The 18,589-nt window shown below is 71.0% G+C and carries 23 protein-coding genes; all 23 read right to left on the reverse strand.

The features are described from left to right. Positions 1-907 precede the first annotated feature (907 nt). The 23 genes from ACIBK3_RS18525 to ACIBK3_RS18635 all read right to left on the reverse strand — a co-directional run bounded on the left by ACIBK3_RS18525 (position 908) and on the right by ACIBK3_RS18635 (position 18,483). Entirely contained in the window at positions 908-2,023 is a 1,116-nt protein-coding gene (locus ACIBK3_RS18525; protein WP_399366875.1) for a DnaB-like helicase N-terminal domain-containing protein, read from the reverse strand. Then, positions 2,023-3,261 carry a DNA cytosine methyltransferase gene (locus tag ACIBK3_RS18530; protein ID WP_269649220.1) on the reverse strand — a complete coding sequence of 413 codons (1,239 nt, stop codon included), beginning with the start codon at positions 3,259-3,261 and terminating at the stop codon, positions 2,023-2,025. The genes ACIBK3_RS18525 and ACIBK3_RS18530 overlap by 1 nt, the downstream gene beginning before the upstream one ends. A 5-nt stretch (positions 3,262-3,266) precedes the next feature. Continuing rightward, positions 3,267-3,395, reverse strand: coding sequence for a hypothetical protein (locus ACIBK3_RS18535; protein WP_266586540.1), 129 nt, complete (start codon positions 3,393-3,395; stop codon positions 3,267-3,269). Between the two features lie 77 nt (positions 3,396-3,472). After that, entirely contained in the window at positions 3,473-5,266 is a 1,794-nt protein-coding gene (locus ACIBK3_RS18540) for a type IV secretory system conjugative DNA transfer family protein (protein WP_266586542.1), read from the reverse strand. 48 nt (positions 5,267-5,314) lie between these two features. Beyond that, positions 5,315-6,073 (reverse strand): DUF317 domain-containing protein, encoded by a 759-nt coding sequence (locus ACIBK3_RS18545; RefSeq protein WP_266586544.1) that lies wholly within the window; start codon positions 6,071-6,073, stop codon positions 5,315-5,317. After that, positions 6,070-6,672 carry a hypothetical protein gene (locus ACIBK3_RS18550; RefSeq protein WP_266586546.1) on the reverse strand — a complete coding sequence of 201 codons (603 nt, stop codon included), beginning with the start codon at positions 6,670-6,672 and terminating at the stop codon, positions 6,070-6,072. Before ACIBK3_RS18550 ends, ACIBK3_RS18545 begins: the two co-directional genes overlap by 4 nt. Positions 6,673-6,740: 68 nt before the next feature. Further along, positions 6,741-7,559, reverse strand: coding sequence for a DUF317 domain-containing protein (locus tag ACIBK3_RS18555; RefSeq protein ID WP_266586548.1), 819 nt, complete (start codon positions 7,557-7,559; stop codon positions 6,741-6,743). Positions 7,560-8,072: 513 nt separating this feature from the next. Further along, a complete protein-coding gene (locus ACIBK3_RS18560; protein ID WP_329225683.1) occupies positions 8,073-8,879 on the reverse strand; it encodes a DUF317 domain-containing protein in 807 nt (268 codons plus the stop codon). Then, positions 8,876-9,268: a hypothetical protein gene (locus ACIBK3_RS18565; RefSeq protein ID WP_266586554.1), complete on the reverse strand. Its 393-nt coding sequence runs from the start codon at positions 9,266-9,268 to the stop codon at positions 8,876-8,878. The genes ACIBK3_RS18560 and ACIBK3_RS18565 overlap by 4 nt, the downstream gene beginning before the upstream one ends. Before the next feature lie 308 nt (positions 9,269-9,576). Continuing rightward, a complete protein-coding gene (locus ACIBK3_RS18570; protein ID WP_266586556.1) occupies positions 9,577-9,948 on the reverse strand; it encodes a hypothetical protein in 372 nt (123 codons plus the stop codon). Between the two features lie 25 nt (positions 9,949-9,973). Then, positions 9,974-10,396, reverse strand: coding sequence for a hypothetical protein (locus ACIBK3_RS18575; protein WP_266586558.1), 423 nt, complete (start codon positions 10,394-10,396; stop codon positions 9,974-9,976). A gap of 20 nt (positions 10,397-10,416) precedes the next feature. Further along, complete coding sequence (locus ACIBK3_RS18580; RefSeq protein ID WP_266586560.1) at positions 10,417-11,037, reverse strand: hypothetical protein; 621 nt, start codon at positions 11,035-11,037, stop codon at positions 10,417-10,419. A gap of 44 nt (positions 11,038-11,081) precedes the next feature. Beyond that, positions 11,082-11,840, reverse strand: a complete 759-nt coding sequence (locus ACIBK3_RS18585) for a hypothetical protein (RefSeq protein WP_266586562.1) — start codon at positions 11,838-11,840, stop codon at positions 11,082-11,084. A gap of 29 nt (positions 11,841-11,869) precedes the next feature. Next, positions 11,870-12,580 (reverse strand): hypothetical protein, encoded by a 711-nt coding sequence (locus ACIBK3_RS18590; protein WP_266586564.1) that lies wholly within the window; start codon positions 12,578-12,580, stop codon positions 11,870-11,872. A 21-nt stretch (positions 12,581-12,601) separates the two neighbouring features. Continuing rightward, positions 12,602-13,507 carry a hypothetical protein gene (locus ACIBK3_RS18595; RefSeq protein WP_266586566.1) on the reverse strand — a complete coding sequence of 302 codons (906 nt, stop codon included), beginning with the start codon at positions 13,505-13,507 and terminating at the stop codon, positions 12,602-12,604. Beyond that, positions 13,504-13,722, reverse strand: a complete 219-nt coding sequence (locus tag ACIBK3_RS18600) for a tetratricopeptide repeat protein (RefSeq protein WP_266586567.1) — start codon at positions 13,720-13,722, stop codon at positions 13,504-13,506. Before ACIBK3_RS18600 ends, ACIBK3_RS18595 begins: the two co-directional genes overlap by 4 nt. Positions 13,723-14,269: 547 nt before the next feature. Continuing rightward, entirely contained in the window at positions 14,270-14,692 is a 423-nt protein-coding gene (locus ACIBK3_RS18605) for a hypothetical protein (RefSeq protein ID WP_266586569.1), read from the reverse strand. A gap of 109 nt (positions 14,693-14,801) precedes the next feature. Continuing rightward, a complete protein-coding gene (locus ACIBK3_RS18610) occupies positions 14,802-15,299 on the reverse strand; it encodes a hypothetical protein (RefSeq protein WP_269654463.1) in 498 nt (165 codons plus the stop codon). 119 nt (positions 15,300-15,418) lie between these two features. After that, entirely contained in the window at positions 15,419-16,171 is a 753-nt protein-coding gene (locus ACIBK3_RS18615) for a hypothetical protein (protein ID WP_266586573.1), read from the reverse strand. 324 nt (positions 16,172-16,495) lie between these two features. Next, on the reverse strand, positions 16,496-16,846 hold the full coding sequence (locus ACIBK3_RS18620) for a hypothetical protein (RefSeq protein ID WP_266586575.1): 351 nt from the start codon (positions 16,844-16,846) through the stop codon (positions 16,496-16,498). Next, on the reverse strand, positions 16,843-17,244 hold the full coding sequence (locus tag ACIBK3_RS18625; protein ID WP_266586576.1) for a hypothetical protein: 402 nt from the start codon (positions 17,242-17,244) through the stop codon (positions 16,843-16,845). The genes ACIBK3_RS18620 and ACIBK3_RS18625 overlap by 4 nt, the downstream gene beginning before the upstream one ends. Before the next feature lie 151 nt (positions 17,245-17,395). Then, positions 17,396-18,133: a glycosyltransferase gene (locus tag ACIBK3_RS18630; RefSeq protein ID WP_266586577.1), complete on the reverse strand. Its 738-nt coding sequence runs from the start codon at positions 18,131-18,133 to the stop codon at positions 17,396-17,398. A gap of 77 nt (positions 18,134-18,210) precedes the next feature. Then, positions 18,211-18,483, reverse strand: coding sequence for a hypothetical protein (locus ACIBK3_RS18635; RefSeq protein ID WP_266586579.1), 273 nt, complete (start codon positions 18,481-18,483; stop codon positions 18,211-18,213). Between the last annotated feature and the right edge of the window lie 106 nt (positions 18,484-18,589).

Raw genomic sequence — 18,589 nt, forward strand, 5'->3', positions numbered from 1 at the left:
GCCCTGCTGTCATGCGCCGGCTCTCGCGCGATCACCCGATCAGGAACCCTGTTCGACCAGGCCAGCCCCGTGATCGATAAGCGGATGGCGTCTGAGCTCGTAGCATCGTCTGTCGCGCAGGAGAGCGCAGAGAACGTTGACCCTGGCGGCGGGCGAGCGCCATGACGGTCTGGGTGTGGCGTTTGCCTTTGGCACGTTGTGACCGATGGTTACCGAGTCGGGCCTTGGGAGCACGTGCCGCACGCGGTGCGGCCTCCTCTGATGCTGGTCAGAGTGAGTGTGATGTCCGTGTTGCACATGCAGCGGCAGCGCCACCGGTCGGTGGTTTTCCCGGGATAGGGCTCCAACGGCTCGAACCCGGCGGAGCGCGCCTCCGAGGCGGCTGCCGCGGGATCGGTTCGGCCGCCGGGCGCAAGGCTGGAGGGAGGTCGCTCCACCGTGGCCCGGAGGTCGAGTACGGCCGTCTTGTCGGTGTCTGGGAGAACGAACTGTTGATCGCTGCCGTAGTTCTCGTCGGTGTCTCCGCGGAACCTCTTGAGGAGGAGCGGTAGACCGCACACGGGGTCCACCAAGGCCGCCACGGTGTTGTGCGGCCCCGGGCCCTGCTCGCGGGCATGGGTGGACTGCAGGACCATCCGTGCCAGCCCAGTACGGCTCCTCACGGTCGATCCGGGCCAGGACCATGGTGCGCTCGTCGAGAGAGTCGAAGCCGTGGGCGGCCAGGAGGGCCTGTGCGGTGCGTCTGCGCCTGCCGGGGCGTGCGACGACGGCGGTGGGGTGGGCGGGATGGACGCGAGGAAGACCTGGGCGTCGAGGCGGATGGGGCGTCGGGAGGAATGCCGGGCATGGAAGGCGTACTCGTTTCGGGTCCCGGCCCGGTCGGCGGACGGCCGGGCCCGATAGTGGGTCATGGGTGGGCGCGCGGGCTGAGTAGTGCGGGCTGGGGCGGAGGACCGGTCGCGTGGGGCAGTTGCCCGCGGCGTGCCGGCTGGCTTTTGGTGGGAGCGGGCGAGGGTGTTGTGGCGCGCATCCAGCGGGTACGCAGGGAGTTGAGGTCGGCCAGGGCGCGGCGGCTGCCGGTGACGAACTGGTGGGGGGTGTTGGCCAGGTCGTCGGTGTAGGCGGTGATCCGTGCGGCGACCGTCTGGGCGCGGGCGAGGAGAGCGCGTTGGAGGATCTTCTCGCCCCAGTACTCGGGTGAGCCGGCGGGCGTGGAGACCAGGGCCATCAGGTCCTCGGGTGTCAGGGTGCCGGTGAGCACGCCGTGGTGCTGGGCCTCGCCGAGGACGGTGACGGGGTCGACCATGTCGCCGCGGTGGACCAGCGAGGTGATGGACTGCCAGAGCGCGGCGTGCAGCGGCAGCAGGAAGTCCGCCTCGGTCAGCCACCTCATGTGCTGTACCTCAGCCGGGTAGGCGGTGGCGGTCGCAAGAAGGAAGCGTTCTTCATCGAGGTCCTCCTCGCCGGCCGGCCGTAGGACATCCGCAGGGAGTGGAGTGCGGGGGAAGGAGCCGGGGTGCGGGGCGAACTGTGCGGCGAGGGCGTCCAGGACACGGCCGATGTCGTCGGCCATGCCGAGCGTCGAGGCGACCGGGTAGGGCAGGCTCGGGTCCGTTGCGGTGGACGAGAGACGCCCGGCGTGGGCGCGCAGAACCCTGCGGGCATTGTCGGCGCGGATCATCCTGGCGTACGCCGCCGCGTGCTTCGGCAGCGGGCAGAACTGGATGAGGGTGTGAAGGTAGGAGGCGTTCAGGCCGGGAGCGTGCGGACGCGCATGGTCCAGAACAGCGTTGAGCCAGGCAGTGTCCTTGGCGTGGTCGGCCAGGTCGGGCGGCGGGAGCGTGCGGATCGCGGTGAACAGCGCGGCGTGGGTATGGCTGTCGAAGTGGTGAGCGATCAGCGGCTCGGTGTCGGTCAGACGCGCAGGTTCTAGGAGGAGGGCGCCAAGCAGGGACTGCTCGGCGTAGTGGACCGGCGTCGGCACGCGGTCGAGGTCGTCGTCGGGTTCGGGGGTGTGGGGCATCAGGCGGCGAGGATGAAGTCGTCGGGGTTGAAGGGCTTGTTCAGGTGTGGGGCGAGCAGGTGGGCTGCCAGGCGCGGGGGGACGGCATTGCCGATCTGCGAGAAGGTCTGGCCCTTGTTGCCCTGCCACGGGTAGTTGGCGGGGAAGCTCTGCAGCACGCCCGCTTCCCGGGCGGTGATCTTGATCGGGGTCGGCGCCGCTCGCTGCTCGTCGTCCGGAAGGCCGGAGGCGGTGTTGGAGACCCAGGTGCACTCGTTGGCCCGGTGGCCGAAGAACAGGGTGCCGGCGGGCTCGTCGGCCCGGCGCACGGTGGCGTTGGTCTGGTTGTTGCTGCGCAGTGACCATGACCAGCGGTGCGCCTCGGCGGTGAACGTGGATGCCGGAGCATCTTCGGTGTGGTTCTCACCGGGCCGGGAGGCCAGGACGAGTTCGGCGTCGGGGTGTGGTGTCCAGGTGCCGCGGTCGCGGGCGTCGGTCAGGGTCTTGCGTGAGCCGGAGGGGAAGGGTTCGGGGCCGCCTCCCGGGCCGCCGCCAGCGCACACGGTGGGCACAGGACGGTCTGTGGCGCCCCAGCCCAGGGCTTCGGCCATGGATACCCAGCGGGCGCGGCCGGGCCCGAACAGCGACTCCGGTTCGGCGGACTGTGCGTGGGTGGGCGGCGGAGGTTCGGCGGTGCGGGTGCGGGAGGCGAGCAGGATCGCCCGCCTTCTCGTCTGGGGGACGCCGTAGTCGGCGGCGTTGAGGATGCCGGTCCATACCGAGAATCCCCAGGCCCGCAGGATCGCCGCGTACTGCCGCCACAGGGGCAGGACATCGGGGACTTCTTCCATGAGCACCCACTCGGGCTCGCCCACCGTGTTGAGGGCGTGCAGGTAGCGCATGGGCTCGGCGGCCAGAAGGGAGCGCTGGTCCGCGCACGCGCCGAGCAGTTGCTCGCGGGTGTCGCGTCCGGCGGCAAGGTTGGCGACGGCCTGGTGAACGAGGGGCTGGTCAACGAGGCCGAGGCGCTTGCCCGCCATCGACCATGCCTGACAGGGAGGGGAGGCGATCAGCCCGAGGGTCCGGCCAGAGAAGATCCAAGACGGATAGACGGCGACGTCGGTCCGGATCGTCAACTGCCCTGCCTGGGCACGGGTTTTGCAGGCCCACTCATCCCCCTCCAGGCCCACATCTCGCGCGCCGAGGACGGTGAGCGCGTGGCTCCAGCCGCCGGGCCCGGCGAACAAGTCGAGGATGATCCGCCTCAAGAGGGCAACCCGAAGCAGAGCAGGCCGATGTGCCGGGTGGCGGCGAACAGGCAACTTCCATCACTGGTGATCCGGTGGTCGCGCAGGTCGGCGAGGACGGCATCCACGGCTTCGTGCGGCTCCATGTCGTCCAGGTCGGTGGGCTCGTAGGTGTGAATGGGCGCCTCCGTGGGCGAGTTGAGTGGGGGAAGGCGGGCGCGGACTAGGCGGCGGTGCCGAAGTCGGTCTGCTTCGGGGCGGCCTTGGCGACGGCGCGTTCGGTGATGCCCTTGGACGCGAGGGCGGAGGCGGCGGATAGATCGCCGGCGCCGGGCTCGAGATACCAGGGACGCAGGTCGAGCATGGCCGCGCGCATGCCGGTGGCGAAGGCGAGCGCGGTGCCCTTGGGCAGGGCGCGGATGGCGTCGGCGGCCAGGATGCGTTCCTGCCGCATGCTGACGGACGTGGACTTACCGGACTCGGAGGTCGAGGTGGAGGTGGTCTCGACGTCGTGGTCACCGATCAGACGGGACAGCTTGTCGGCGAAGTCCGGGTCGTCGATGCCGGACCCGATGACCTTGATCGTGGAGGCGGACCACATGGCGTCCATGCCCGCGTCGCCCCAGACTTTCTGACCCTGCCGGTAGCTCTGCAGGATCGTGATGGGAATGATCCCGCGGCTGCCGAGGTGGGAGTACAGGTCCGGCAGGTCCGAGATCTTGCAGACGTTGGCGGCCTCGTCGAGGATCGCGAGCATGGGCGGGTCGAGGCGTCCTCCGGCGCGTTCGGCCTGGGCGGTCGCGGCCCGCATCACGGAGTCCGCGCACGCGGCGATGAGGGCCGAGGCGCCGCCACCGCCGTCCTTCGACAGCAGATAGAGCGTGTCCTTCGAGGCGACGAACTCGCCCGGCTTGAACTCCGCCACGTCCTTCTGCGGGGTCACCCATGCGGCGATCTCGCTGTTGAGCAGGGCGGCGGCGTACTGGCGGGCCGTCTCGTAGATGCCGTCGCGGGTCTCCGGCGGGCCCTCCACGGTGCCCTTCAACTGTGCGGCGACGGCGGCGAACCCGTGGTCGCGCAGGATGTCCAGCGGGGTCCGGTCGGCAGGGAAGGCCAGCCACTGCATCACGTCGGTGATCGGCCGCTCGGCGAGGGCGGCGGCCAGGAACAGCTGCGAGAGGATGTTGGAGCCAGCCTTGGACCAGAAGTCGCCCTGCTGGGAGGCGTCCACCGAGGCGGCGAGGAAGTGGCCGGCGAGCCTGCCGGCGCCGTCGAGGGTCTTGGCGTCGGACAAGGGGTTCCACCACATGGCCCGTTCGGCATGGGCGATCTGCTGCGGGTCCATCGACCAGGCCCGGCCGACGGCCGCTCGCGCATCGAGCGTGGCCGTGTAGGCGTCGCCCGCCGCCTTGTTGGAGGTGAGCAGGACCGGGCCGGGCGCGTTGAGGATGGAGGGGATCGCCAGCGATGTGGTCTTGCCGGAGCGCGGCGCCATGATCGCGACGGCGACGTCCTCGTACCCCATGCGCACTTCGTGCTTCGTGCCCTGGAGGTTGCCGAGCAGGATGCCGGTGTCGGCCGGGTTGAGGTGCTTGGCGTCCTTCAGGCTTGGGCGCAATGATCTTGCCTTGGCGGTGATGGCCTTGGACATCAGCGGCTCGATGTCCCGCTGTTTGGCCATCCCGGCGACGCGCTTCCTGCGTCCGCCGATGCCGTCCTTGTGTCGCTTGTACAGCACGGCGGCCGTGATCCCGAGTGCGAGTAGCACGGTGCCGGGCAGGATGCGGGTGCCCAGCAGCAGGGATGTGTCGCCGAGGCGGGGCCACAGCTGATCGGGATGGAGCAGGGCCTGTACGGGCTGATACGGCGCACGGGGACCGGTGTCGGTGGCCCAGGCGGTGAGGTTGCCGCCCAGCCACGCCACGTTCGACAGCGGGACGGCGATGGCGAGGACGACGCCCAGGACGCGGAAGGCTATGTCGTAGCCGTCGGTGGACGAGGAGGAGGGCTGGGGCAAGGGCTGTTCCAGGTACGTGGGTGAGGAGCGCGGCGCGGGCGGGGCCGGTCAGCGGGTGCGGCGCGGCGAACGGCCGTGCGGCGCGGGTGGGGCAGTGGTCGCTGGGCGGTGCCGGGCGGCGAGGGTGCTGACGCGTCGCTCCAGGGCGAAGGCGATGTCCGGCGCGGGGAGGTGATGGGTGTGCACGGTCATGCGGTCGCGGGCCAGGCCCGGGATCCGGCTCGGATCGCGGGGGATGGGCGTCCGGTCGGCGAGCGACTGCGTCACGGCGGCGATCAGGTGCAGCGGGGTGGTGCCGGTGAACAGGGCACGCCAGATCGTCGGGTCCTGGATCACCGCGGTCTCGATGCTCCACAGATCCCGACCGGGGGCGCCGATCCGCCAGACGTGCGCGATGTTGTCGGGGGAGGCGAGGCTGCCGAGGTGGGGCGGCGTGTGCCAGCCTGCGTCCCGCAGCGGGGCGCAGGGATCGGGCGCTGCGGTGGGCGGGCCGGATGGATCGGTCAGGGCGTCGGTGAAGGCGGTGATGATCTCGACGGGGGTGCGGGCTTCGAAGGTGGCCGTCCAGCCGGGGTGATCCGCGGTACGCGCGTGCCGGATGGTCCACCAGCCCGGATCGTCCGGGTCGGGGTCCAGGCGCAGCTGGATGAGCTGGTCCGGGCTGGTGAGCAGGACGCGCGGCATCAGCGGGTCGTGTCCGTAGCTCCAGCCGGCGGCGCGATGCAGCGGCACGGTGATCCACCCCGGGTCTCCGCCGCCCGCGAGATAGCGCGGGGTGATGAGCGCCTGCTCGACGGTGTCGCTCACGCGCACCACCGCCGGGCCGCAGACGACGCTGCGGCGGCCTTGGGCACGGGGGGCGCCGTGACCAGTGCTGGCGCGGATGCCTTCGGTCGCTTCTGTGCCAGCGCGTTGATGGCGAAGAGCGCCTGGCCGTGGATCGCCCACTGGTCGAGGTAGTGCCAGGCTTCCGCGTAGCTTTCGGCGAGCCGTTCCTCGAACGCCTCGGTGCCGGGCCGGGCACTCGCGGGCAGTGCGCGGCGCACGGCGAGCCAGTCGTCGTGGACGGCGTACAGCCCCTTGGTGCTGTCGCGCAGTTCTCGCACCTGCCAGGCGTAGCGCCGGGTCCGGACGGAGGTGGGCAGCTGGGCGAGCTGCTGTTCGGCGACGTGCACCAGTTCGTCGACGTGGTCATATACCCAGCCGAAGGAGACCAAAGTGTCGGAGTCACGCTGGCGCAGGCCGTAGGCGTCCTCGTCGTAGGGCTGGTGCGTGTCGGGGTCGGAGTGCTGGTCGGAGTAGGAGTCCCAGGCGGCGAGGATCTGCCTGCTTTCCCGCAGGTAGATGGCGAGTTGGCTCAGATGGAGGCGGTGCTCTGGGCTCGCGGGTTCCGTTGGAATGGTCAAGAAGGGCCTTCGGGCATACAGGTGTGACGGCGAGGGGGCGCGGCGCGGCCGGCGCCGCGCCGCGTGGTTCAGCGGCCCCGGGCCGCAGCAGCGGCCAACTCGGCGGCGGGTGCCGGGACGGGGTGCGTGGTCGGCGCGCCACTGCGGCGGGCCTTGCGGGCGGCGGCCCGGATGGCCTTCAGGCGCGCCTCGTGGGCGGCGGCCAGTTGCTCGCCATGGGCGCCGCGTTCCACCTGGGTGACCAGGTGGGAGTGCGGGACGTCGTAGTGGCCGCGCGGCACGAGCGCGGGGTCGGTGAGGGCGGTGGAGAAGGCGGCGAGCAGGTGGCGGGGTGTGCGGTTGTCGAAGTACGCGTGCCACAGCCGCTGGTGGCCGCCGAGCCCGGTGGGGAGCGCGACTTCGGCGCTCCAGCTGAAGTAGTCGCTCGTCAGCGTCGCCCGCCGCTCCATGGTGGTGATGCCGTCCGGATGGCGCGCACTCTCATTGCCCCGCTCGTCGCGCTCGTAGGTCCAGTCCGCCGCTTGCAGGGTCGGCCACACGTCTGGCTCCGTGGCCGGGGCGGGGTGCAGGAGGGCGTCGGTGAATCCGGCGATGATCTCGGCGGGTGTGTTGCCGCCGAACGACGCGTGCCAGCGCTGTGAGGAGATCCGCCACCAGGCAGAGTACGAGTCCGCAGCGGGTTCGAGTACGAGCGTGTGGCGGAAGTCGGGGCTGGCCAGGACGACATGGGGAAAGTCGGGGTCGGCGTAGTTCTTCCAGCCGCCGGCCCGCAGCGCCTGGGTGACATGGCGCGGGTCGCCGGGCCCGGCGAGATGACGGGGACTGGTGTCGAACCAGATACGAGACCAGGGGGCGTCGGCCTTGCTGACAATGTAGGGGCGGGTCACGAAGTCGTCGGCGGACCTGCGGGCGCGAACGCCTGGCCGCCCACGCGCTGGATGTCCCAGTGCAGGACGTGCCAGTCCGTGGCCTCCTGGGCGGCGTCCCGGAGCCGTCGATGATCAGGCGGATCTCGTCGATCTGGGTGCTGGCGGCCTGCTGGGAGACGAGGTGCGCGGCGTTGCGCAGGACGTCGCCGAGCAGGATGGGGGCGCCGGTGTCCTCGTCGAGGAGGCGAGCCAGCAGCGGCAGCACGTCGGTGACAGGCGGGTTGCTGCGTAGATAGTCCTTGAGCTGGGTCAGGGTTGCGATCGCCTGCGCGATCTGGTCGGAGCTGGGGTGTGAGGGGTTGGGCATCAGCGTCCTTGAGTGAAACGTGGTGGTGAGCGGGGCCAGGCTGTGGACAGCCCTGTGGATATCCCCTGTGGTGAGGGTGTCGTCGCAGTTCAGATCGGTGATGAACCTCCTTGCCATCGAGGAAAGTTGGGGACAGGGCGGCGGGCGTGTCCACCCGAGGCCGGTCAGCGGCGTCGGCCGTCGGACGTCGCGTACGGGCGAGCGCCGGGGCTGGAGCGGGCCCGGTTGGTGGCGAAGGAGTTGCGGGCCCATGTGGCCGCTCTGGCGGCGGTGATCCGGGCCTGCTGCCACGCGCCGAGCTGGGACGGTAGGACGGACACGGAGGTGGTGCGGATCCGCTGGGAGGGCGGGACGCGGCCGAGGGGCCGCAGCACGGGCTGCGGGTCCGCGAGCGCCGTGCTGAATGCCTGCACCAGATGCATCGGCGTGGTCGGCGTGAACATCGCCTCCCACACACGGCCGTGTTCGTTGCGAGCACCGGCCCACCAGTGCGCCTGCCCGGGGCTGGACTGGTGGAAGCGGACGAAGGCGTCGCCTTCCGGGCTGCGGGCGGTGAAGTGCTGGCCTCGCTCGGTCTCCCAGCCCTGTTGCTGCAGGGGCTCCCACACGTTGGGGGCGTGCGCCTTGCGCTCCTTGAACAGGGCGTCGGTGATACCGGCGACGATTTCGACGGGCGTCTGCCGGCCGAAGGTGGCGTGCCATGCCTCCTGCTTGGCGGTCTGCTTCCCGCTGATGGTCCAGCTGCCGGGCTGGGTGAACGGGTCGTATCCGATGCGCACGGACTTGTCCGGGCTGTCGAAGACGAGGGGGCCGCCGCTCTTGGACTTGTCCTTCCACCCGGAGGCGCGCAGGTACTCGGTGACGTGGCGCAGGTCGCCGCCGCCGGCGAGATAGCGGGGCTCGACGAGGTAGTGCTGCTGGGCCTGCTGACCGGCGGCGCCCCATCCGGACCACTGCTTGTTCTGTCTCACCGGTGCCGCCTGACGACCATCGCCGATCCGGCGGGCCGCGCAGCCGGGCTGGTGGACGGGGTGGCGGACGTGGCGAGCTGTTTGATCGTGCCGGTGTGCTCGTTGAGGTCCTCGCCCACGCTGTCGAGTTCGTTGGCCGCGCGTCCCAGGGCCAGCCACACCTCGGGGTGCAGGATGCCGCGCTGGGAGTGGTCCTGGGCGAAGCGTGATCCGGTGGCGACCAGGTCGGTGACTCGTCCGAGCAGGCCCTCGTCGTAGTCGAGGACCTTGCCGAGAATCTGGGCGGCCTCGTGCGGCGGCGACTGGGCCAAGAGCTGTGTGAGCTGGCTGAGCTGGCGTGCGATGTCGTCAGCGAGCCGTACCGAGGTGAGGGGCGGGGGGTTGGTCATGGGCCTCCTGAACGGGCCAGGTCGGGCTACTAGTTGTGGTGGCGGATGTGGTGGCTGTCGACGAGAGGGAACATGTCCCGGCGCCGGGCTTCGTCGAGGGCCGCTTCGGGGTGCCCGCCGACCAGCAGGTTGGTCCGGTTGCGGCTGTCGGCGGTGACGGCCCGCAGGTAGCGGCGGAAGAGGGCGGTGACCAGGCGCGGCTTGCGGTCGGCTGTGATGGGCGGTGGGGTGCGGTCGGTTTCGCGGGTGACAGGTACTCCAGGTGAGGGCTGGGCCGACCCCCCGTGCGGGGTCGGCGCGGTGGGTGGTCAGCGCGTACGGCGAGGGCGCGACGCGCTCGGGGCAGGCGCTGCGGGCGCGGGTGCCGGCCGGTGTGCTGGGGATGGGGCGAGGGCGGCGCGGTAGGCGGTGCCGCCGAAGAGGCCCGCATCGATGGAGACCTGGAAGCCGTGGCGGGTCAGCAGCCACGCAGCCCGATCGGCCATGTCCTTCATGGCGATCTCGTCCATCTGGTCGGGGACTTGATGCCAGATCTCGCCCTCGTCGCTGTGGCGTTCGAGCCCGAGGCCGTCGAGCAGGACGAGCAGCTGCTCCGGGGCGCTGGTGCGGGTATCGACGTAGATCGTTCCGTCGCGGTGATAGAACTCGACGTCGACCTCGTGCTCGTCCGCCAGGCTCACGAGCGGGACTCCTTTCGATCGTGGCTCATCGCCGACGAGGTGTCGCCGGAGTGCCGTGGGCTCTGATGACGGAGGCGGTCGCGGTGTGCGGCGCGGCTGCGGCGACGGGCTGGTGGCGCACTGCCTCTGCGGCCTCCTGATAGGCGGCGGCGTCCCAGACGGCGTTGGTGATGTTGACCAGGTATCCGGCCACGAGCAGTGAGGGAACGGCGCTGGTGGCGAGCCTCTTCTTCTCGGCCTCGGTGAGGCGGTGGGGGACCTCGTGCCAGACATAGACGGGCCCGGCCGTCGCCGCCGTCTTGCGTTCGAAGCCGAGGCTGTCGAGCAGGGCCAGGAGCTCCTCGGGCGCATCGGTGGGGGTGTCGGCGTGGACCGTGTCGGTCAGCGGTTTGATGTAGATCTCGACGTCGGTGCCTTCGTCGTCGGCGCGGTTTCCCACGTACGGCATGCTCCTGTTCTGGGATCGGGTCAGCGCTGTCGAACGGCGGGGGCAGCCAGTGGCGAGGGCGCTGTGGACACTGGGCGGGGGTGGGGCTGTGGTGCGGGGCCGGTCCGGTCGACGTCGTTGCGGACCTGCTCGATCTGCCAGGTGAGGGTGGACAGTTTGTTGACGATGGCCCCCAGCTGCATCGCCACCTGCGGGTCACGGCCGGTGTCCTTGAGACGCCGGCCCCACGATGCCCAGGTCGCAAGCAGCGACTGCGTCAGGCGGGGCAGCAGGCCGTCGTCGGGTGCCGCGATCTCGGTCAGGACCGCCGCGACCTGCCGGTCATTGCCGGCATCGCTGCCGAGTGAGGTGAGCTGTTCGAGATGGCGGTGGGCGGCTTGCCGGTCGCTGCCCTGGGTGGCCAGGGTGTTGAGCGTGGGGTCGAGATGGACGCTGTACCCAGCCAGAAGCAGGGCATGGGCTGCGGCGGTGGCACCCTGACGCTGCTCCTCGACGGGCAGGGCGTGCGGCAGGCGGTGGTAGTCGCCGCGTGGGCCTGGGGCGGAACGGAAACCGCCGGCGGTCTGCAGGAGGCCGGCCGCGCGCTGGTCGCCCCCGATGGCAACGACCAGCGCGGTCTTCGGGTCTCGGGTGATCGTCACGTAATCCAGGACGAGGAACGTCGGCTCGTCCCCGTGTGCGCGAGTCACCGGCCCCGGTGCGGAGAGGTGACCGGCGGGCTCGGAGGCGCTACCGCGGCGGTGCCCAGGGCGGGCCGGGCGGGCGGATTACGTAGGACGACGCCGACGCCCAGCTCGGACAAGCGGTGGCCGGCGGCTCGTACGGACGCGGCCTGGTGCGCGGAGTCGTCACCGGACAGGACGAAGACGTCGTTCTCCGCGTCGAGCGCGAAGCCGTAGTCGGCCAGGGCCTGGACGATGTCGTCGCGGTCGGGCTTGTCGACGACGAGGGCGTCGCCGGACCAGGTCATCACCACGTGTTCCGGCTCGGCGGCCGGCGGCGTCGTGAGGCGGGCGGCGTTGGCGCGGACCTGGGCGAGGGCCTTGTCGTACCGGGGCAGCAGGTCGTAATGGATGTCCTCGGCGGCGCTGAACGGATCGGCGTCCACCGCGATTCCGTCGGGCTCGCGGACACCACGGAACGCTTCGGCCGGGGCGTCGGTGGGGGCCATAGCGGCGATCAGGTAGCCCTCGCCGTGCCCGAGCGGGTCCGCGAAGAACAGTCGGCTGCCGTCGTCGCGGGTCAGCACGGCGCAGTGGTCCACGGTGTGCTTGGCCAGGGTGTCGGCGACATCGTTCATGTCCCACACGTGGTCGGTGAGAGCGGCGTGGTCGTTGTTGCCGCCGCGGTCCGGGTGGTACGTGCTGGTCCAGGCGCCGGGCAGTTCGCCGGCGAGGACGGCAGCGAACGAACCGAGACCGGTGTCGGGGGTGGGGACGTGCATGGTCTCCTCAGAAAGGAAGGGGGCGGGGGTCAGCGCCGCCTGTTTGCCGGGGCTGCTGCGGCGGGTGCGGCGGCGGGGCTGGTGGCCAGGCGCGGCGGGGGCGCAGGACAGGCGCAGACGGCGGAGGCTTCGCGCTCGTCCGGCCCGACGTCGGCGGTGCACGCGCGGCGCTGGGGGTGGTTCTGGTGCCGGTCGGCGAGGTCGTTGCGCATGTGGGTGAGGTCGGACTGGATGACGCCGAGCCGGTGGTCGCCGAGGTACTGCAGCCGCTTCGCGGTGTGCGGATCCGGGGCCTGGCCCAGGCCCTGGTAGAAGGCGGCGGTCGCGGTGAGGACGTCGCCCAGCGAGATGAGCACTCCGTCGTGGGAGGCGGTCAGTTCGGTCAGCGCGGCGGCGACCTCGCCGCTCGTGGTGGCTTCACGGATCCGCTCGGCGAGGTCGGCGACCAGCGAGCCGAGTGGCTGGTAGTGCGCCTCGCGCGTCTTAGTGTCGAAGGCGTCATCGGCTTCGACGTGGTAGCGCACAGCGCGCAGCCGGGCCACGGCGCGAGTGGCGAGACGTTCCTCCTCGGCTATGTCGAGACCGATGGGCAGGCGGTGATAGGTCTCGTGGAGGCGGACGACGGGGACAAAGCCGGTGCGTTGAAGGATGCTGTGGGCTTCCGGATCGCCGCCGCGGGCGAGGACTTCTCCGGAGTGCGCGTCGCGCCCCAGGGTCAGGAAGCGATCGGCAAAGGCCAAGAAGCTGTTCTTTCTGTCGGGTCAGTGGGTCAGCCGGGTGCCGGGCGTGGGAGGCGCGGCGGTCATCCGGGTCGAGAGGGGCACCGGCCGTGCGGTAGCGGGCAGGGCGGCGGCGGTCGCGTCGAGATCCTGCTGGACGCCGTACAAGCGGCGGGCGATCAGCTCCAGTTGGTGTCCTGCGGCCGGGCCGTAGGCATGCGGGAGGCGATCGAGACGGTGGGCTGTGTGCTCGACGAGGCCGCGCACGGTCGCGAGCGGACCAGTGTTCTCGTCGGCGAGCTGGCGCAGCAGCCCGGCGAGTTGAGTGGTGGCGTCGGCAGCGCCTGGTGAAGCGCCGTTGCCCGCCGCGGTGGAGCGCTCCGAGAAGCGGGCGGTCTGCCCAGGATCAGGGCCGAGGAGGGGAGAACGGAGGTCCAGCTCGGCCTCGATACGTCGGCACTCGGCTGCCAGAAGCGGAAACAGCCGGTGCGGCTGCGTGGTCCAGGTGTCGTCCGGGCGGATGAGGTTGGCGAGCAGGTCGAGGCGGCCGGGCTGTGCCTGGACGGCGATCCAGCGGCAGCCGTGGTCGTCCCCCGGCCGCTGGATGCCGGCGATGCGGGCGATCCGGTGGGCGATCTCGGACCACTCGGGGCCGGTGAGGTCGCGGTCGCAGGCGTCCAGGCGCACATCCGCGTGCCAGATGGCCCGTCGGTCGTCCTGCGCACAGACCGCGAAGGGGTGCTGCCAGCTGGGGTCGTCCAGGTGCTCGGCCCACTCGGCGGACGTCCAGGACTTCTGCTCGTCGTCGAGCGTGCAATAGTCCAGCCCCGGCCAGTGGGCGACCACCGTGTGCTCGGTCAGGCCCTCTTGGTCGCTGACCGAGCGGCCGAGGGCTTCGGCAAACGGCCCGCTGGGGCTAATGTCGCGTGGATGGATACGGATGATCATTGGGAGGTGGGCTTTCGGCGCCTACGGGCGAGTTGGGTCAGGTCGTGCGCGGCGGTGATCAGGGTGTGCTCGCGCACCATGTTGGAGTGGACGGCCAGGTTGCCCGGCGGCAGGAGTTCCAGGGCGCGCTCGATGGCCGTGCGCGCCTGGCGGTACTGGCCCAGCGCGCGCAGCGCCGAAGCCTTGCGGAACTGCGCGATCGGGATCGTCTCCACCGCCCTCGGGCAGCCGGTCCACGAGGGCGAGCAGCGCGTCCGCGCGGCCGGGAAGCAGACCGCCCAGCCACACTCCGTGCAGCAGGACCTGCAGTCTTGGGGTGATCCGATGCGGTGGCGAGGACCTGTTCCATCACGGCCAGGCCATCCGAGCGGGACTGGCCCAGGCGCGCGAAGGCGTACAGCGCCCAGCTGTACGGGTCCGCATTCAGCACGCTCAACGGCACCTGGTTCAGGAGGGATTCGATTGAGCGGCACCGGAAGTCGTAGCGCAGGGCGCTCAGGTAGAGGTGCCGGTACGCCCGACAGATGACCGGGCCGGGGCCGGGGTCGGTGACGTGCTCAGGGTCGAGAAGTACCAGCGCACTGTTCCCGGCGGCGCGGGCTTGCCAGGCGACGTCAGCGCACACCTCGGCTGACTCCTGCCACGTCGCGTCCAGATCACGCAGGGCCTCGGCCAGGCGCATTGGCCACTGGGTACCGGCGACCGTCTCGATGGCGATCGAAGCCACGCGAGCCAGGGCCGCGTTGCGCTCGGGGCTGGGGGTCATCGCCCGCCTCGGGCGTCGGCGACGTGCACCACCTGATTGAGGTGGTTGACCGAGTACCAGCCGCAGTCGACGTCCTGTTCGGCGCCGGCCAGGCGTGGGACGAGGTAAGTGCGCAGCGCCTGCTGGTAGATGAGGCAGTCCGGGCAGCGGCTGGAGAGATGGACGAGGTAGCGCGGGTGAGCGGTGAGGTACGTGCGCTCGCCGCCGGCCGGGTCGTACAGCCGCCACCCGTCCTCGTCGGTCGGCGTGTGCCACGAGGGCGTGACGACCTTGTAGGCGTCTCCCCACAGCTCACTGCCGGAGGTGCCCTTGAGGATGACGACCTGGTCGCCGGGCCGGAAGTGCTGGTGGGTGATGTCCCGTTCGGGGGTGACGACGTCACCTGGGGCATGCGGATGGCGGAAAACGGCATCGGGCACAGCAGGGGTTCCTTCCACAATCACGCGCAGGGGAGGCGGTGGGAGGAACAAGGATCCGGACGATCCCCGGTTTCGGTAACCGGTGATCGTCGGGTATAAGACCCTGTGTCTACCGGAACGGATTCTCCGTTCCGGTGTCGTCGCTGGTGGCGGCATCCAGGAGTTCGGGCAGGTCAGTGCCCTCGGCGTCGCGCTGATCGATCCACCACCCAACGCGGGTGACGGTGCGGATCGTGTCCTCCAGGGCAGCCCAGTCGGCCTCGTCCCAGCTGCCTTCGGTCACCAGCGCGCTGTACGCAGTCGTGACGAGCTGGTGGCGGGAGCGCTCACCCCAGGCGAGAGCCTTCTCGGGTCCTTCGAGCGTCGGCATGTCGAACCTCTCGGCCCACTCGGTGGCGGCCTGCTGTTCCTCCGCCCGCCTGGCGGCCAGCCACTCCTCCTTGCCGGCGCCGTCCTCGTCGCGGGCGGCCTTCCAGCAGTCGGTGCAGTCGCGTCCCTCCAGCCAGCGGGCGAATCCGGCCCGCCGGTCGGCGGGGCGGTTGGAAAGATCATGCGAGATTTCGTGTCCACAGCTGTGGACGATGTTCCACGTCGTTCGGACGGCCATATGAGGGCGAATCTCCTTATTGTCAGGGGTGGTTCGGTGTGTTCCGGGCGTTCGGCGCGACCTGGGCGGGGTGCTAGCACCCCGGGCAGTGGCCTCGGCAAGGCGGCAGTGGTGGACGGTCAGCGGGTCCGCCCGGTGGCGGCAGCGGGCGCGGGCGGTTTCGGCGGCGTGCTGGTCGAGACGGTGGGGCGGGAAGGTCCCTGGGACGACGCGACGGTGGCGCTGCGGACCACCGCGACCAGGGCCTCGCCGGACTCGAGCCACACCGCCATGGCCTCATCGGTGCCGCCCGGTTCGAGCCCGCTTCCGGCGTCGTCGCTGGACTGCGTCACGGAGGCGAGGAGGGTCTCGAAGCGGTCGAGAACCTTCGCATCCTGCGCGGCCAGGGGCTTGGCGCCGTCGCGACGACTTGCCGCGATCAGGTAGGGCGCGTGGGTGAGGAAACGCTCCAATGCGGCGTCCAGGTCCGCGGGGTACGGGTAAGGCACGGTGCCGGGCTCGACGTCGTCCCGCAACCAGTTCAGGTCTCCCTGCACTTCGCGCAGCCGCGCGAGGTTCACCAGCTGCTCGAATTCCGGCAGGAGGCGTGAACGCACCTCTGCAGCGACTGCATGGGCGGTGGGGGCGGCGACAGTGCGTGGCCCTGCGCCGATCACGTGGAGGTGGTCAGGGGCGGGAAGCAGGGCGGCGACCAGGTACTGGCCATCCCACGGGCGTTCGGCCAGGAGGAGTTCGGTGCCGCCGCCGTCGCGGAGGATCGCCGCACCTGAGTTGCGGTACTTCACAAGCGGGGACAGCATGGGGCCGGCCTCCCACACCCAGTCCAGCAGGTGGGTGGGGATGTTGCCGTCCGGGTAGTGCTCGATGTCCACCTCCCACGGACCGGGAAGGCCCTCGGCGACGACATACGCGATGTCGCCGAGATAGGGACGCTCACTGGTGATGACCTTGGTCTGGCAGTCGCGGGCCGTCTGGTGGAGCTGGGTGAGCGCCTCGCGTGCTTGGGAGTGGTTGTCGAGGCCCAGCCGGTGGACCTCGTCCTGGTGCCGGGTGAATCCCGTCAGTTCCAGGGCGGTGGTGGCCCACCGGTGCCGCTCCCCGCTGGGGAGCGCGACGATCGTGTTGCCGGCGGCGAGGTGCAGGGTGATCTCGGCGGAGGAAGTCAGGGCAGCGGGCTTTCGTTTTGGGACGCCGGGTCAGCGCCGTGGCCGCCGCGGGGTGCCGGCGGGCGAGGGCTGCGCGGTCATCGCGGTCTTCGTGCGGCGTAGCGTCGGCGGTGCGGAGGCTGCGGCCGGAGTGGGGCACAGGTCAGGGTCGAGGTCGACGCTGTAGCGGGCGGCGGTAAGCATCTCCGCAGCCCAGGTGGCGTGTTCGTTCTCCCAGGTGCGGCCCAGGTCGAACGGCAACCGGATCCACACGCCGCGCAGCGTGGGATAGGTGTCGAATCCGGCACGGGCCAGGACGCTCGCGGCGAAGGCATCGACCGGGCCGTCGACTTCGACTTCGCCGCCCAGGCCGCGGGTGATGCGGATCGCTTCGTCGCTCATCGGCTCCGCCCCTTTCCGGCTGTCTGTGCTCGGTCGCCCACGGGCATGGCGGCGGTCTGCGGCACAAACTCAGGGAGGGTGGCTGTCGGGGCGGTGAGCCTTTGCGGGGAGCGGGTGGCCGCTGCCTGCGCGATGGGGTTGCGTCGCTCCATCAGCTTGTTGCGCACGGCCGGTTGCGGTGGGCCGGCGGTGAGGGCGGGGTCGAGGGGGTAGTCGGCCTGCACCTCGTAGCCGTGTCGGCGAAGGTCGAGGACGGCCTGGCGGGTCCGGCGGACCCCATCCTGCTGGGGGTGGGTGAGCCGGTACAAGCCCGGGGTCTCGGGGACCGGCTCGAACTGTTCACGGACCAGGAACCAGTCGGCCAGGTGCGCGGGGATGTTCGCGGTGGCGGCGGCCACGAAGCCGTGGTCGGGATGGGCGCCGAGGCGGAAGTGGTCAGACAGAGGCGAATCCTTTCTTTGAGCGGTCGGGGACTGTCCTGGTCGGGGTCGTTGGGCGCATGGTTCTTCAGGTGGTATCGGGGAGCGGGCGCGAAACGGGGCGCCTCAGCTACGCGGCGGAGGAGGCGGAATCGCGGAGAGCGCGCGCTGCGGCGTGCAGGCTGGCTCCGAACTGGTGGGCGAAGACCCGCGCCTTTCCCTCCAACTCGTCGTAGGAGTCCTGCGCGGTCATCTGCGCGGCGTGCTTGCGGTACCGGTATACCGGAACGGGCAGCAGGATTCCCGGGGCGAGGCAGGTGATCGCGAGAGCGCAGTAATCCTCGCCCTGTACGAGACCGCCCATGGGGGCCGCGCGCACCAGGTCGGTTCGGGCCAGGAGGGTGGTCGGGCCGAGCGGGATGGTGTCGGCCGGGTCCTTCCAGTACCGCCATACGTCCCCGGCCTCATGCCGGCCGGGCGGCGTCGGGCACCGCCACAGGGTCGTGGACCCGTCCGCGTGCAGGTCCTGGCTGTATCCGGCACACCAGCCCACCCCGGTCTCCTCCAGCGTGCGTAGCCGCAGCGCCATGGCCCAGTCGGTGAACTCGTCATCGTCGTCAGCCCATTGGACATACTCGGTGCGCACTTCGTTGAGGGCGAAGTTGCGGGCGCAGGCCGCGCCGACCGGGCGCGGCAGGGCGAGGGTGCGGATGCGGGGGTCGGCGGCGAGCGCGGCGGGCAGCCGGGTGGGGTCGGCGCCGTCGAGGGCGACGACGGCCTCCCATGGGACGCTCTGGCGGCACAGGCTCGCGTGCATGGCGGTGAGGAACGCCAGTCGCTCCGGGCGGAGTTGGGTGGCGATGACCACGGTGATCTTAGGGTGAGGGTGCGGCGACAGGGGCTTCTCCGGGCGGGCTTCGGTGGGGACGGTGCGGGCTGCCGGGGCTATCGGCGGGCGGCCTTGCGGGGTGTCGGCGCCGATGCAGGAGCAGTGGTGGACAGGCGCGGGGCGGTACGTGGCGGCACGACCGGCTCCGGAGAATCCGGGTTCCATGCACCGGGATCGGCGACGATGCGGCTGCGCGGGTCGGTGTCCCACTCGACGACAGGTCCGCGGTCGTACGCCAGCAGGCCGATCACTTCGATGCCGTGCGGGTGGAGGACGTATCCCCAGTTCAGGCGGGACGCCGTCCGCTCCGTGTAGATCAGAGGCGGCACGGTCGGCCGGGCCGGGTATCGGTTGCCGGGCCGGTCGCGGCCGGCGGCGAGGCGGTCGCGCAGGGCGTCGGGCGCTTGGTCGAGGAGGTCGGTGCCGAGGGAGGAC

The sequence above is a fragment of the Streptomyces sp. NPDC050287 genome, from assembly GCF_044459385.1.
Taxonomy (GTDB): Bacteria; Actinomycetota; Actinomycetes; order Streptomycetales; family Streptomycetaceae; genus Streptomyces.

Coding starts and splice junctions, on each gene's coding strand:
- ACIBK3_RS18525 (WP_399366875.1), bottom strand. CDS start 2,023: ATGCCCCACACCCCCGAACCCGACGACGACCTCGACCGCGTGCCGACG.
- ACIBK3_RS18535 (WP_266586540.1), bottom strand. CDS start 3,395: ATGGAGCCGCACGAAGCCGTGGATGCCGTCCTCGCCGACCTGCGCGAC.
- ACIBK3_RS18565 (WP_266586554.1), bottom strand. CDS start 9,268: ATGACCAACCCCCCGCCCCTCACCTCGGTACGGCTCGCTGACGACATC.
- ACIBK3_RS18575 (WP_266586558.1), bottom strand. CDS start 10,396: ATGCCGTACGTGGGAAACCGCGCCGACGACGAAGGCACCGACGTCGAG.
- ACIBK3_RS18585 (WP_266586562.1), bottom strand. CDS start 11,840: ATGCACGTCCCCACCCCCGACACCGGTCTCGGTTCGTTCGCTGCCGTC.
- ACIBK3_RS18595 (WP_266586566.1), bottom strand. CDS start 13,507: ATGATCATCCGTATCCATCCACGCGACATTAGCCCCAGCGGGCCGTTT.
- ACIBK3_RS18610 (WP_269654463.1), bottom strand. CDS start 15,299: ATGGCCGTCCGAACGACGTGGAACATCGTCCACAGCTGTGGACACGAA.
- ACIBK3_RS18620 (WP_266586575.1), bottom strand. CDS start 16,846: ATGAGCGACGAAGCGATCCGCATCACCCGCGGCCTGGGCGGCGAAGTC.